This is a genomic window from Alteromonas sp. ABM1_013, assembly GCF_056160505.1.
In genome coordinates this window covers 1-13,462 of sequence record NZ_JBSWXH010000004.1, presented here as the reverse complement: position 1 = coordinate 13,462, position 13,462 = coordinate 1, and the positions used below count along the sequence as shown (strand labels likewise).

The following is a 13,462-nucleotide window of genomic DNA, read 5'->3' as shown; positions in this document are numbered from 1 at the left end:
TTGTACGGAAAGTAAATGCAAGTAATTAAAACAGATATCCCTGATGTAAAAATCATCGAGCCTAAAGTATTTGGCGATGAGCGCGGCTTCTTCTTAGAAACCTTTCGCACCGACTGGTTTAAGAAAGAATGTGCAGACGTAGATTTTGTTCAGGATAACCATTCTAAATCTAGCCAAGGTATTCTTCGCGGCCTTCATTATCAAATGGAGCAAACCCAAGGCAAATTAGTGCGTGTAGTTAGTGGCGAAGTGTACGATGTAGCCGTAGATATGCGTAAAGACTCATCTACTTACGGTAAGTGGGTTGGGGTGACGTTATCAGCTGAGAATAAACGTCAGTTATGGGTACCTGCGGGCTTCGCTCACGGCTTTTATGTAACCAGCGATTCTGCTGAGTTTGTGTATAAGTGCACAGACTACTATCACCCAGAATCAGAAATATCAGTTAAGTACGACGACCCAACCTTAAGTATCGACTGGCCTTTAGTAAATGGCGAGAAGCCTTCCTTGTCAGGTAAAGATGAGGCGGGCTTGGCATTTGTAGACGCACCCACGTTTTAATTGTCATTAATTTTTTTCACTGGCTTTTTATTGGTGTTTTACTAGGTATTAGCGATTAATGAATATTATAATTATAGGTAAGTCTGGGCAGTTAGCATTTGAGCTTTCTCGTGCATTAGAAAGCAGCGTGCATCATGTTTCGTTTTTGGGGCGTGATGATATTGATATTACGAGTGCCTCTAATATTGAAGAAACGCTATCGTCTTTATCGGCTGAAGTTGTAATAAACGCATCGGCCTATACAGCTGTTGATAAAGCCGAAGAAGATACCGAAGCGTGTATTGCTATTAATACGCTTGCCGTTAAAAACTTAGCAAACTTCTGCAAAGCTAACGGCGCCTTCATGGTGCATGTGTCTACTGACTATGTGTTTAACGGTCATAAAGGTTCACCTTATTTAACTGACGACACCATTGAACCACAAGGTGCTTATGGCAAATCAAAAGCAGAAGGCGAAAAAGCGCTGCTTGAAATACTGCCAGATGCTAGCTGTCTAATTAGAACTGCTTGGGTTTATTCGTCTCATGGTAATAACTTTGTGAAAACCATGCTGCGTTTGATGGCTGATAAACCTCAGTTGGGCGTAATAGATGACCAAATTGGAACCCCGACTTGGGCTAAAGGTTTAGCTGAAATTTGTGTTACTGCCGCTTTGAATAAAACCAGTGGCGTGTATCACTGGACTGATGAAGGTGTAGCTAGCTGGTATGACTTTGCTTTAGCTATTCAAGAGCTAGGTGTCGAGAAAGGTTTGCTAGATAAATCAATTCCAGTGTTACCTATACCGTCAAGCCAGTATCCAACGCCTGCCAAGCGCCCGCATTACAGCGTATTAGATAAGCAAACCGCGCGCGAAGCGTTTGCGGCGTGTAAGCCCACGCATTGGCGTAAGCAGTTAGCCAGCATGCTAGACGAATTGAAAGCGTAAGTGACAAGAACAAGATTATACTTTTGGTAAAAAGAAAATGAGTAAAACGATTTTAGTAACAGGTGGCGCGGGCTTTATTGGTTCTGCAGTAGTTCGCCATCTTATAAATGACACTGACCACACAGTGATTAATTTAGATAAGCTGACCTACGCGGGTAACTTAGAGTCATTAACACCTGTTTCAGGCAGCGACCGCTATAGCTTTGAACAAGTTGATATTTGTGATGCTGAAGAAGTAAAGCGTGTATTCAATACACACCAGCCAGATATCATCATGCACTTGGCTGCAGAGTCACACGTAGACCGTTCAATTGACGGGCCAGGCGAGTTTATTCAAACCAATGTTGTAGGTACATACACATTGCTTGAACAAGCAAGAGCATATTGGTCTGCACTTGAGGGCGATAAAAAAGCAGGGTTCAAGTTCCATCATATTTCAACCGACGAAGTGTACGGTGACCTTCCTCACCCAGATGAAGTTGAGCCAGGCACAGAGCTTCCACTCTTTACAGAAACTACCCCGTATGCACCAAGCTCGCCTTACTCAGCAAGTAAGGCAAGTTCAGATCAGCTAGTGCGTTCATGGCTTCGCACATACAAGCTACCAACGCTTGTAACTAACTGCTCAAATAATTACGGCCCGTACCACTTCCCGGAAAAGCTTATTCCGTTGGTTATTCTAAATGCACTAGCTGGAAAGCCTCTGCCTGTATATGGCAAAGGTAACCAAATTCGTGACTGGTTGTATGTTGAAGACCATGCACGTGCATTGGTAGTGGTTGCGCTTAATGGCGAAATCGGTGAAACCTACAACATTGGTGGACACAACGAAAAGCAGAACATTGAAGTGGTGCAAACTATTTGCGCTATTTTGGATGAAGTTAAGCCAAAAGATAGCAAATACGCTGATCAAATTACCTACGTACAAGACCGCCCAGGGCACGATATGCGCTATGCGATTGATGCAAGCAAAATTGAACGTGAACTTGGCTGGAAGCCGCAAGAAACGTTTGAAAGCGGTATTCGTAAAACCGTAGAGTGGTATTTAGCGAATGAAGGCTGGTGGAAAGCGGTTCTTGACGGCAGTTACCAAGGCGAGCGTTTAGGTACAGGAAGCTAGTTAGCTCTTATTAGTTTTGCAGCCTCAGCTTACTTAGTTTGCTGAGGCTTTTTTGTTTTCAAATGCGGTATTCTTGGTGGTGTGATTGTTGCTTCACTAGCAATATCTCACTTACGCTTTATGTTGAAACGATGGTTTCAGGCTGAAACGCACCGGCTTACCGAGTTTTCTGTGAGTTAAGCACCTTTATGATGCATTGTTCATGAGATTTTCAAAAAACTCTGGCAATATATAAAGAGAATATTTTAGTAATTATTTCTATCGCTGATAGTCAATAGGATTGGAGAAACAGTAAATGGAAAGTACGTTAGCTAAGTACAAAATAGCAGTAGCAGGTACGGGTTATGTAGGGCTTTCAAATGCAGTACTACTTGCACAGCACAATGAAGTGAAAGCAGTCGACTTGGTACCCGAAAAAGTTGAGATGCTTAACAACAAAACGTCTCCAATTGAAGACAAAGAAATTTCAGAATACCTAACAAAAAAAGAGCTTAACCTTGAAGCTACGTTAGATGCACAAGTTGCGTATAAAGATGCGGATTATGTTGTTATTGCAACACCAACGGATTACGACCCTCAAACTAACTACTTCAATACTGGTAGTGTAGAGGCGGTTATCAAAACAGTGATGGAAATTAACCCTAATGCTGTGATGATTGTAAAATCGACTGTACCAGTAGGGTTTACTAAAGACGCAAAAGCACGTTTTGGTTCTGAAAATATTATTTTCTCTCCAGAGTTCTTGCGCGAAGGCAAAGCGCTTTACGATAACCTTTACCCAAGTCGTATCATTGTGGGTGAACAAAGTGAACGCGCTGAAATTTTCGCAAAATTACTTCAGCAAGGTGCAATTAAAGAAGAAATTGATGTGTTATTCACCGACAGCACCGAAGCAGAAGCTATCAAACTCTTCGCGAACACTTACTTAGCAATGCGCGTTGCTTATTTCAATGAGTTGGATAGCTATGCAGAACGAAACGGCTTAGACACCAAACAAATCATTGAAGGTGTAGGCTTAGACCCTCGCATTGGTAAGCATTACAATAATCCAAGCTTTGGTTACGGTGGTTATTGTTTGCCTAAGGATACTAAGCAGCTTTTAGCAAACTACAGTGAAGTGCCTAACAATATGATTCAGGCTATAGTAGATGCAAACCGTACGCGTAAAGATTTTATTGCTGATTCAATTGTTAGCCGTGGCCCGAAGATTGTCGGTATCTATCGCCTAATTATGAAGACCGGTTCTGATAACTTCCGCGCAAGTGCTATTCAAGGCATTATGAAGCGTATTAAGGCGAAAGGTATTGAAGTTGTAGTTTACGAACCAGTACTTAATGAAGAAGATTTCTTTAATTCACGCGTAGTAAACGACCTAGAAGAGTTTAAGAAAATCTCTGACGTTATCGTAGCAAACCGTGTAACGGGCGATATCGAAGACGTACTAGACAAGGTATACAGCCGCGACCTGTTCAATGCTGACTAGTTACGAATTGTAGGGTCAGAGTCATTACTCTGACCCTACAATTAAATAGTTTCCCAGTCACTAATTCACTTTAAAGCGTTAATCAATCTGACCCCGTAAGCGGGAAAGTGTTCGTCCTTCGTCAATATTTGTAATCCTTGATCTTGAGCAATCAGCATTCGGTCAAATGGATTGCGGTGGTGCATTGGCAGTCTTCCTGCTTGCTGGCCGTGGAATAAGCTGATAGGTAAAGCGCTACAAACTAATTGTTCGATTAGCGACTCAATATCATCTGGTACCGTAAGTTTTCCCAGTTGCTGCTTTATCGACATTTCCCAAACAGACGCGGCGCTGATATAAATGCCATTTTCAGTATTAGAAATATGCTTCTGAGCATTAAGGCCTAATTGCTCATCTCCACTCATCCACCAAATTAAAACGTGGGTATCTAGTAAGATTCTTTTCATTACAAACCGAACATATTTGCTATATCTTCGTTAACCTCTTTCGAGTCGAAGTCTTCGGTTGCATGAACTTGGCCTTTGAATTGCCAAAACATGCGTTTGTTTTCAGTTTTAAAGGGCACTAGCTTCACTGCTGGCTTTCCCGATTTGGCGATAACAACTTCTTCACCGGCCTCTGCCCGCTCCACAAGTTGGGATAACTAACTTTTTGCCTCGTGCATATTGGCTTGCATACAAAACCTCTAATAGGCTTAGCTAAACTTATCTAATATGGTGGTTTAAAAAAGCAGCAGTTGCAACGATGGCTTTAGCTCATTTGTGTTTAACACTAGTGGCATAAAAATTTGATACTGAAATAAACAGAATATCTGTCGTGTCGGTAATGCTTATTCTTTATCACCAAAGATAACTCACAAAAAACTTCCCAAACCTCAAAATTCAAAATAAAATCCACACCAATTCAACCCCTGCCATCAAGCCTTAAGCTTACTCACACCCGGCGGGGAAGAAGCATGCTTTAAATTGTGGGGTCAGAGTCGTGACTCTGACCCCACTGCTAACTGCTTATAAGTTATCAAAGCTTACAAGCAGTAAAGTGAGTTCATGCTACCTACCATATACCGCAGCGTGAACTTCGTTTCGTTTTAGTTTGCTTTTATTAGCGGAGTCGTTATGAATAGGCTGCGTGAGCTTTCCAGCCAAGTGATGGATGTTTACCAATCTCTTTCTCAAGAATTCAGCGCATATCAATCAAGTCAGTCGTTAAACTGTGTTGAGAAATGCGGCGCATGTTGCAATAAACCCGACATTGAAGTGTCGCCTTTAGAAATGCTGCCATATGCACTGCATCTGTTTGATAGTGGTCAATCCGAACAAGTATTCGATGAGCTTCAAAGCTATAGCGGTTTTGCATGCAAGCAATATCAACGCTTGAGTTTAGACGGTACAGAAGGTTATTGCGGAATTTACGAATACCGCCCAGGAATTTGCCGTATGTTTGGTGCAGCAGGCTATAAAACCAAATCTGGCGAAGCCACGCTTTCGGTATGCAAACTAATAAAGCAAGCAGTACCAGAAAAGTATGCGGCCGCGCTAATTTCTATACAGCCGGCATGGGGTCAGAGTCACGACTCTGACCCCATGTCTACCATGTCTATATCAAGCAGCAAACCACCAATGATTGCTGAAGGTAGGCAAAGGCTGGCGCAACTGGACTACGAGTTAGGCGATAAGCTTATGCCTATAAACGATGCGCTATGCTACACATTAGAAAAAATACTTACGCTAAGTTTCTATTCACAAAATATAGATGATGGCGTTGCAGCGTAACATGCAGTAAGCATGGGGTCAGGGTCATGACTCTGCCCCCCAAGTGCTTCACTAATTCCAAAAACTTCGTTGCTGAACTTTGAGCCTGAATTTCAAGGTACAGGATTGTACTCCGCAAAAGTCCACTTATCATCGATAAATAATAACGACTAGTCTGAGCGAGAGTATGGCAAGAAGGAGAAGGATTTCCCCAGCAGGTTTCCCTGTACATGTTATTCAACGCGGCAATAATCGTTCTAATTGCTTTCTAAGTGAAACGGACTTTATTGCTTACGTAAAATGGCTCAATGTCTACGCGAAGAAGTTTAATATACACATACATGCCTGGGTAATGATGACAAATCACGTTCATTTACTTTGCACACCTCAAGAAGATAATAGAGGTGTGAGTGCAATGATGCAGTCAATCGGTCGAATGTATGTAAGGAGGTTTAATGCAAAATATGAGCGTACCGGAACATTATGGGAAGGACGTTTTCGTTCCTGTATAGTGGATTCAGAGAAATACCTAATGACGGTGTCACGCTACATAGAGCTCAACCCAGTAAGAGCTGGCCTGGCGAAACACCCAGCTAATTATAAGTGGTCAAGCTATCATCGCAATGCACGTGGGGTTCACACCTCATTATGCACTGAGCACCCAATATACACATCATTAGGCGCAGATCCTGAAGCGCGGCAAAAGTCTTACAGCGCACTTTTTCATGACGAACTTTCAAATAAAGATATAGAGCTTATTCGAACATACAGTCAAATAGGTAAGGCGCTTGGCTCAGAACAGTTTAAAACGCGACTATATGAAGCATTGGGGTCAGAGTCCCGACTCTGATCCTTAACTCTGACCCCATAACTCAAAGCTTTACGCTAAAATTCCACGTGCCGCTTCCACAATAGCCTCACTAATCGTATAGTCGGCACGGCTTTTACCGGTAATGGCGTAGTATCTTTCGTTAAGCGTATTGGCGATACCTATGCAATGCACCCCGTACTGTTCTTCTACATGTTTTGATATGGCTGAAGGGGCGCAGAACACGCCAAAGTCCTCGCTGCCGAATAACTTCAGCAACGCTGTATCATCGAATTCGGCCACAATTTTGGGGTAAAGCTGTTCTGTCTCAAGCCAGCTTGTAAGTGCTTGGCGTATGCCCGACGTGTTACCTTGAATAAGCAATGGCATTTGGTTTAAACAGTCTGGAAACTGTAGCCCTTCACTAAGAGGCGACTTAGCAAAAAAGCTCAAAGAGCTTTCCCCTAAGAAGTAGCTGTTAGCGCTAATTTGCGTACCGGGCGCTATGCCTCTGTCAGCAACAATAAAGTCGATAGCATTTATAGCCAACTCCTTTAGTAAACCATCAAAGCTATCTTCTTTAATGACGTACTTTGCTTGCGAAAACTTGCGCATGGTGTCGTGCACAAAATCATAAAAAAGCACTTTTGGAATGCCATTTGTAATACCTATTACGAATTCCTTCGTATTTACTTCATCGCTATTGTTAAGTATTTCAGCCAGTTGGTTACCCTTATGAAATATTTCGCTGGCATACTGATAACTTACTTTACCCCGTGCGTTTAGGTACAGCCGCTTGTTTATTCTGTCAAATAGTGAATAACCAAGCTGACTTTCAAACGTGCTCAGTTGCCCGCTTACTGTTTGAGGGGTAATGTGGAGTAACTTAGCTGCTTTGGCAATGCTACCTTCGCGGGCGACTAGATAAAAATAATAGAGATGGTGGTAGTTAAGGTGGTGCATACTTTAGCAGCCTGTTAAACGGGTAGAGAAATGTACTCTGACCCCATCATTCATAAACGCAATTATTTTCGATGAACTATTAAGAATATAACAGATTTGTTCTAACTAAACATTGCAATACACTATAAGTGTTGTTCCGTAAGTTAACTGAACAACGTGTAACTGATTTTTCCAAGCTAGCGGTATATTAAAGACATAACTATGGCCAAAACAATAAACTTACGTAAAACGCGAAAAACACTGTTTTCGTTATTGAAACCTGAGGCTGGCTTTTTTTGGGTTGCTATCGCTTATGGCGTGGCAATCAGTTTGATGACACTGGCAGTACCTATTGCGGTACAAACGCTAATTAATAGTATTGCCAATATTGGCTCAACCCGTGCGGTTATCATCCTTGCCGTTATTTTGTTTCTTACCTTGTTTATATCAGGTGTGTTCAGCGCACTTCGTATGCGCGTAATGGAGTTTTACGAGCGCAAGGTGTATGCACGTCTTACCGCAGATTTAGGGCTTAAAACTATTCTTGCCCCGCATAGCTTTTTCGAAGGTCGTCAAAACGTAAGTATTACGCAGCGTTACTTCGATATTATGACGTTTCAAAAGAACATGCCTTCGCTGATGATCGACGGCTTTGCTCTGGTACTGCAGATGCTGGTGGGTTTCACACTTGTCTCGTTTTATCATCCTGCGCTTTTTGCGTTTAACGTAGTACTTCTACTTACTATGTATGCCGTATGGAAGATTTGGGGGCGGGGCGCTAAACGCACGGCCATCGAACTTTCTCACGCTAAGTATGATTCCGCGAAGTGGCTGCACGACATTGCCATTGCACACGAGTTTTTCAAATCGGCGGATCACGTGGAATATGCCGGGCGCAGTACCGAAGGCTATATTAGTAACTATGTGAAAAAGCACAAAAGCCACTTTAATTACACTTTCGCGCAAGTGGTAATGTTCCTATTAATGTATGCGGTGGCAAGTGCGTCACTACTTGGTATTGGCGGTGTGCTTGTTGTACAAGGTGAGCTGTCTATTGGCCAGCTCGTTGCTGCTGAGTTGGTGATGTCTGCCGTATTCTTTGGCTTATCACGCTTTACTCAGTACTTAAAGCTTTATTATGAACTCTACGGTGCAGCCGAAAAATTAGGTGGTGCTTTAGCTATGCCTCAGGAAGAGCTAAATGCCTCAGAGCACATCCCTACATCGTCTAAGTTGGTTTTTAACAATGTAGAGCTTAAACATGGAAATGATACCTGCCATTTAAACGTTGTGTTCGAGCCAGGTACTAAGTATTTCGTGACTACTGATAAAAGCTGGGTTCAAAAGCAACTGTTGGGGCTAGTAAAGCAATATGACCGCGTGAAGTCAGGCGATATATTATTAGGTGAATTTAGCCTAAACGATTATGACACCCATGAGTTAAGGCAGGCGGTAACTATTTTAGATCGTTCTTTAATTATTGAAGTGTCTATCGAGCGATACTTGAAACTGGCTCATCCCGACGCGAGCATTGCCGATATTCGCGCCGCCCTTGAAGAAGTTGAAATGACGAAGGTTGTCGATAGCTTACCGGAAGGTCTGCAGACCAAAGTGTCGGTATTAGGTGCGCCTTTACAGCCGTTAGAATTCTTACTGCTTAAGCTGGCTGCTGCTATCGTAGGCAAACCTAAGTTGCTCGTGTTGAACCAGCACTTTGATGCCATACCTGTCGATTTAAGAGCAAGACTGCTAAGACGCTTAAGCAAGTACGATTTCACTGTAATGTACTTTACCAATATGCCAATACCGGACTGCTTCGAGGGTGTGCTTCATCTACACGATAATGCCACGGCTATGTTGAACACATATAGCGCTAGCGAATCGCCAGTCAGTGGTGAGCATGAAAGTACTAATGCTAATAATGGACAAAGTAATAACTTACAAACAAATGATAAGGAGGGTGAGTAAGTGAATAACGCAGAACGTCGCTTTTTAGACAACATTACCTCATTGCCCTCTTTGAGAGTACCAAAGCTCCACCGCGTCATCACAGGCGTGATCATTTTCTTGGTACTAGCTGCCGGATTAATACTGTACTTTACTCCATGGATCCAAACCGCCTATGGAACGGGTATGGTTGACTCGCTCGACCCTAAAGACAGAACCCAGCCTATTAACGCTCTTGTCGATGGGCAGGTCAAAAAATGGCATGTGAGAGAAGGTCAGCAAGTTAAAGCGGGCGAGCCTATTGTTACGCTTATTGATATTGACGCCCAGCGTCTTGAAAAGCTTCAATCTCAACTTTCTGCTGCAAATCTTAAAAACCAAGCTAACGAAACGGCGGTGAAAAATGCCGAAAATAACTTGGCGCGCCAAAAGTCACTGCAGGAACAAGGCTTGGTGTCTCGTAAAGAAGTTGAGCAAGCCGAAATCAAAGTACAAGAGTTAAGGGCAAAAGCCGCAGCGTCAGTATCTGAAATAAACGAAGTAAGTATGACGTTATCTCGCCAATCTACCCAAACCAAATTTGCGCCGGTAGATGGTACCGTGGTGCGTTTACTGTCAGGTGGCGTATCTACTTTTGTGAAATCTGGCGATATCTTGGGTCAGTTTATTCCTGCCGATGCCAAGCGTAGTGTGCGGGTAACGGTAAGAGGTTTAGACGCACCATTGGTAAAGCCTGGTGCAAAAGCGCGATTGCAGTTCGAGGGTTGGCCTGTTTTCCAGTTTAGCGGGTGGCCGGGAAGTGCAATAGGAACCTTCGGTGGTGAAGTGGTATATGTAGAGCCAGTGGCAAACGCCACGGGTGACTTTAATGTGTGGATCAGACCCGACGAGTCAGATGTCCCGTGGCCAGCAGAAAGTTCAGCCCGTTTAGGTAGCCGAGTAAAAGCATGGGTGTTGTTAGAAGAAGTGCGGTTAGGTTATGAAATGTGGAGACAGTTAAATAACTTCCCGCCATTACCTACACAGCAATCATCAACAGGTGGAGCGAAAGGCTCAGGAGCATCAATATGGTAATGCGCAGGTTGTTTTTTACTGCAATTGCATTAGCTACATATATAGGTGGAAGTGTATCTGGTTCATTTGCGCAGACACAAAATACGAATCAAGTGCAAACTCAACAGGAGAGACAAGCGCCAACCATCGAGGCGTTAGTTGATAGTATGGTGAACTATCATCCTTATGTGAAGGCAATTAACGAAGGTAACTATCAAGCTGCCGCTGAACTTGAGATTGCAAGGAGCAGCTTCGACCCCTTTATTGAACAGAAAACGAAAAGCCGAGTGTCAGGTTACTACGATGGGACAAATCTCACTCAGCGTTTCACTAACCCAATTGAAGATTTTAACGCGTCTGTATTTGGTGAGTATCGAATTGCAGCGGGTGACTTTCCTAGCTATGAAGGGTACTACGATACGCTGTCTGCTGGCGAGGCGAGTGTAGGTGTTGCCATGTCTCTTTTGCAAAATCGCGAGATAGATAAACGCAGAACTGAATTGCGCAATGCGGGGCTGGCTACATCGCAATGGCAGGCACTAGCGACGAGCCTTATAAACGACTTTGTCTATAAAGGTGTAAGTGAATACATCGCGTGGTACGAGAGTGCGTTACAAATTCAAGCTGTTACCGAATTACTTAACACGGCGTCTGAACGTGAAAAAGCCTTGGTTACTCGGGTAGAGAAGGGCGACTTAGCCAGTATTGTGCTTACCGAGTTTAAAGCCAACTTACTTCAACAGCGTTTAACTCTGGCCGAACTTAAACTAAAGCGAGATACGCACGCGCAAATGCTGTCTTTTTACTGGCGTTCACCAACCGGTGACATGTTGGCAATTAACAGTGACCAGCCACCTACCGATTTAAGTTGGCCCTTTTGGATTGGCAACAGCCAGTTGGTGACGCTTCGCAATGCGCTTCGAAGTCACCCAGAATTAGATGTAATGAAGTTAGAACAGCAGGTGGTAGAAAATAAAGTTGCCCTAGCTGACAACTCGCTACTCCCCAAGCTTGACCTTACAGCCTCTATCGCCAGAGATGTAGGTGCAGGATCTGAAACATTAGAAGGTACAGAAACCAAAGTGGGCCTATCGTTTTCTTATCCACTAGGCAATAGAAAGGCAAAAGCAGAGCGCGCACAATTACAGTCTAAGCAAAGAGAGCTTGCACACAAGCTAACATCAACGCAGCAAGCTATCGTTCAACGATTCGAACAAGCTTTTATTTATTGGTCGCAAGCAAAGGATATTGTGTCGCTTCAAAGTGAAAATGCTGCGTTAGCGAAAACTTTGTCGAAGGTAGAGAAAACGCGATTCGATGCAGGTGACAGTGATATGTTCGTATTAAATGCGCGAGCGCAAAATGAGATTAAAGCCAGGATCAAAGAGATTAAAGCCAAGGTCGACTTATTAAAATCGGAGCTTATGTTATATAAAGAAGCGGCAATGCTATATTCCCTCGACAACTAGCTTTTGAAGAATCCAGTCATCGCAATTGCAATGTAGGCGATGTGCAAGTGCTAAAAGACTATAAGTAAGGCTTGCTTCTAGTTACGACAAACCTTGTAGCAAATGAAGTTACTACAAAGCCGCAAACAAAAACGGCGTATTGATTCGTTCAATACGCCGTTTTCAGTCAAGCACTGTTTAGGAACTGGAAGACTAATTGTTTAGCGCACTATTTACGTCGTCTTCACTTAGACCCGCCGACATAGCGTATTCTTTTAACTTATCATCAGACACACCAGCATGTTGAGCGGTGTTCAAAATACGCATCACTTGTTCACGCTGCTGCGCTGATTCCCGTACTGCTGTCTCGACCACAGTTTCAGCTTCGTTAGGAAACACTGCCAAAAGTGCATCTACTACATATTCACCAACAAAAGGTACAGCGTTTAACGCACTTGTCATTATATCGACAATCTTGTTTGGGTGTTCCTGAGACAATGTCTGCACTATGCTGTCAGCAGCATCAGGTTGCGTTAATACGGCAACGCGTACAATCTCATCTAATTCTTCAGGTGTAGAAACCGCAGCTGCTTGCACAACGAAATCTACATAAGTAGGTTCTGCTTTAATAGCTAACTGCACGATGTTAGGGCAGCTACTCACTTCTTTCTCTATAGCAAGCTGAACAATTTCTTCGGTAGAAGAAGGCTGCGCTGATATGGCAGCGAAGATAATCTCACGATATTTGTCAGGGTAGGTATCTAGCGCAATATCTACGATAGACACGATTTCCTGAGGATAGTGACCTGCTATAGAGCTTATAGCTCTGCCTACAGACATGGTTTGGTCAACTTGACGTTTTAAAAAGGCTGTTTGAAAGCGATTAGACTCATCAACGGATTTTTCTACACTCGCTGAAGTGGATGGCTGAATTACTTCATCAGAAGAAGTGTCTTGTGCCATTGCCACATAACTAACTTGAGAAGCTAGTATTGCCGCTGATAGCAATGTAAGAGTTCGTAACATAAACCCACCTTTATAATTATTGCGTAGTCAATTTATGACACCACCAGTATTAATACATTTATAAAGAACGCAAAGCGTGCATCGTTTACGCTAATATACATTCTTATACGTATTCCTTTACGCTGGCTTCAATATCAGTAACTAATACTAAGCACTTTCATAATAACGGCAGGATCAAATACTACTTTAAGAACTACTACTTTATAGGATCTGAATCTCCATCCTATTAGTAATTAGTCCATATTGTCTACTAATTATCACATTTGAATGAAAAATAGACGGTTGGTTCAGTTTTTTCATCTTTTTTAAAATAAGTGTTGACGTGAGCGCTCATTTCCCTAAAATGCGCATCCGCTTCGGGGGAAAAGCAAAACAGCAACCCTCCTGAAGTAAGT

At 43.0% G+C, this 13,462-nt stretch carries 13 protein-coding genes; 9 read left to right on the top strand and 4 right to left on the bottom strand.

The annotated features are described in order from the left end of the window. Positions 1-15: 15 nt before the first annotated feature. The 4 genes from rfbC (at position 16) to ACXAGK_RS11955 (ending at position 4,092) form a co-directional block, all read left to right on the top strand. Positions 16-561, top strand: a complete 546-nt coding sequence (gene rfbC / locus ACXAGK_RS11970; protein ID WP_474856419.1) for a dTDP-4-dehydrorhamnose 3,5-epimerase — start codon at positions 16-18, stop codon at positions 559-561. A 58-nt stretch (positions 562-619) separates the two neighbouring features. Further along, positions 620-1,489 (top strand): dTDP-4-dehydrorhamnose reductase, encoded by an 870-nt coding sequence (gene rfbD / locus ACXAGK_RS11965; RefSeq protein ID WP_474856418.1) that lies wholly within the window; start codon positions 620-622, stop codon positions 1,487-1,489. Between the two features lie 37 nt (positions 1,490-1,526). Further along, positions 1,527-2,609, top strand: a complete 1,083-nt coding sequence (rfbB, locus tag ACXAGK_RS11960; protein WP_474856417.1) for a dTDP-glucose 4,6-dehydratase — start codon at positions 1,527-1,529, stop codon at positions 2,607-2,609. A 295-nt stretch (positions 2,610-2,904) separates the two neighbouring features. After that, a complete protein-coding gene (locus ACXAGK_RS11955; protein ID WP_474856416.1) occupies positions 2,905-4,092 on the top strand; it encodes a nucleotide sugar dehydrogenase in 1,188 nt (395 codons plus the stop codon). Positions 4,093-4,157: 65 nt separating this feature from the next. Here the strand turns inward: ACXAGK_RS11955 and ACXAGK_RS11950 are convergent, their stop codons facing one another. Next, the gene (locus ACXAGK_RS11950; protein ID WP_474856415.1) at positions 4,158-4,538 is read right to left on the bottom strand and encodes a type II toxin-antitoxin system VapC family toxin; all 381 of its coding nucleotides are present in this window, start codon (positions 4,536-4,538) and stop codon (positions 4,158-4,160) included. Beyond that, complete coding sequence (locus tag ACXAGK_RS11945) at positions 4,538-4,723, bottom strand: type II toxin-antitoxin system Phd/YefM family antitoxin (RefSeq protein ID WP_474856414.1); 186 nt, start codon at positions 4,721-4,723, stop codon at positions 4,538-4,540. Before ACXAGK_RS11945 ends, ACXAGK_RS11950 begins: the two co-directional genes overlap by 1 nt. Positions 4,724-5,207: 484 nt before the next feature. On the opposite strand from ACXAGK_RS11945, the gene ACXAGK_RS11940 reads away from it, so the two are divergent. After that, positions 5,208-5,864, top strand: coding sequence for a YkgJ family cysteine cluster protein (locus tag ACXAGK_RS11940; RefSeq protein WP_474856413.1), 657 nt, complete (start codon positions 5,208-5,210; stop codon positions 5,862-5,864). Between the two features lie 166 nt (positions 5,865-6,030). Further along, positions 6,031-6,693, top strand: a complete 663-nt coding sequence (locus ACXAGK_RS11935) for a transposase (RefSeq protein ID WP_474856412.1) — start codon at positions 6,031-6,033, stop codon at positions 6,691-6,693. A gap of 30 nt (positions 6,694-6,723) precedes the next feature. Here ACXAGK_RS11935 and ACXAGK_RS11930 read toward each other — a convergent pair whose 3' ends face one another. Then, positions 6,724-7,614, bottom strand: a complete 891-nt coding sequence (locus tag ACXAGK_RS11930) for a LysR family transcriptional regulator (protein ID WP_474856411.1) — start codon at positions 7,612-7,614, stop codon at positions 6,724-6,726. Positions 7,615-7,815: 201 nt separating this feature from the next. Here ACXAGK_RS11930 and ACXAGK_RS11925 point away from each other — a divergent pair, with 201 nt between their 5' ends. The 3 genes from ACXAGK_RS11925 to ACXAGK_RS11915 are packed head-to-tail and all read left to right on the top strand — an operon-like array spanning position 7,816 to position 12,062. Continuing rightward, the gene (locus ACXAGK_RS11925) at positions 7,816-9,561 is read left to right on the top strand and encodes an ABC transporter transmembrane domain-containing protein (RefSeq protein ID WP_474856410.1); all 1,746 of its coding nucleotides are present in this window, start codon (positions 7,816-7,818) and stop codon (positions 9,559-9,561) included. Further along, the gene (locus ACXAGK_RS11920) at positions 9,562-10,614 is read left to right on the top strand and encodes an HlyD family secretion protein (RefSeq protein ID WP_474856409.1); all 1,053 of its coding nucleotides are present in this window, start codon (positions 9,562-9,564) and stop codon (positions 10,612-10,614) included. Further along, positions 10,608-12,062, top strand: coding sequence for a TolC family protein (locus ACXAGK_RS11915; RefSeq protein WP_474856408.1), 1,455 nt, complete (start codon positions 10,608-10,610; stop codon positions 12,060-12,062). Before ACXAGK_RS11920 ends, ACXAGK_RS11915 begins: the two co-directional genes overlap by 7 nt. Before the next feature lie 192 nt (positions 12,063-12,254). Here ACXAGK_RS11915 and ACXAGK_RS11910 read toward each other — a convergent pair whose 3' ends face one another. Continuing rightward, complete coding sequence (locus ACXAGK_RS11910) at positions 12,255-13,067, bottom strand: hypothetical protein (protein WP_474804523.1); 813 nt, start codon at positions 13,065-13,067, stop codon at positions 12,255-12,257. Positions 13,068-13,462 lie beyond the last annotated feature (395 nt).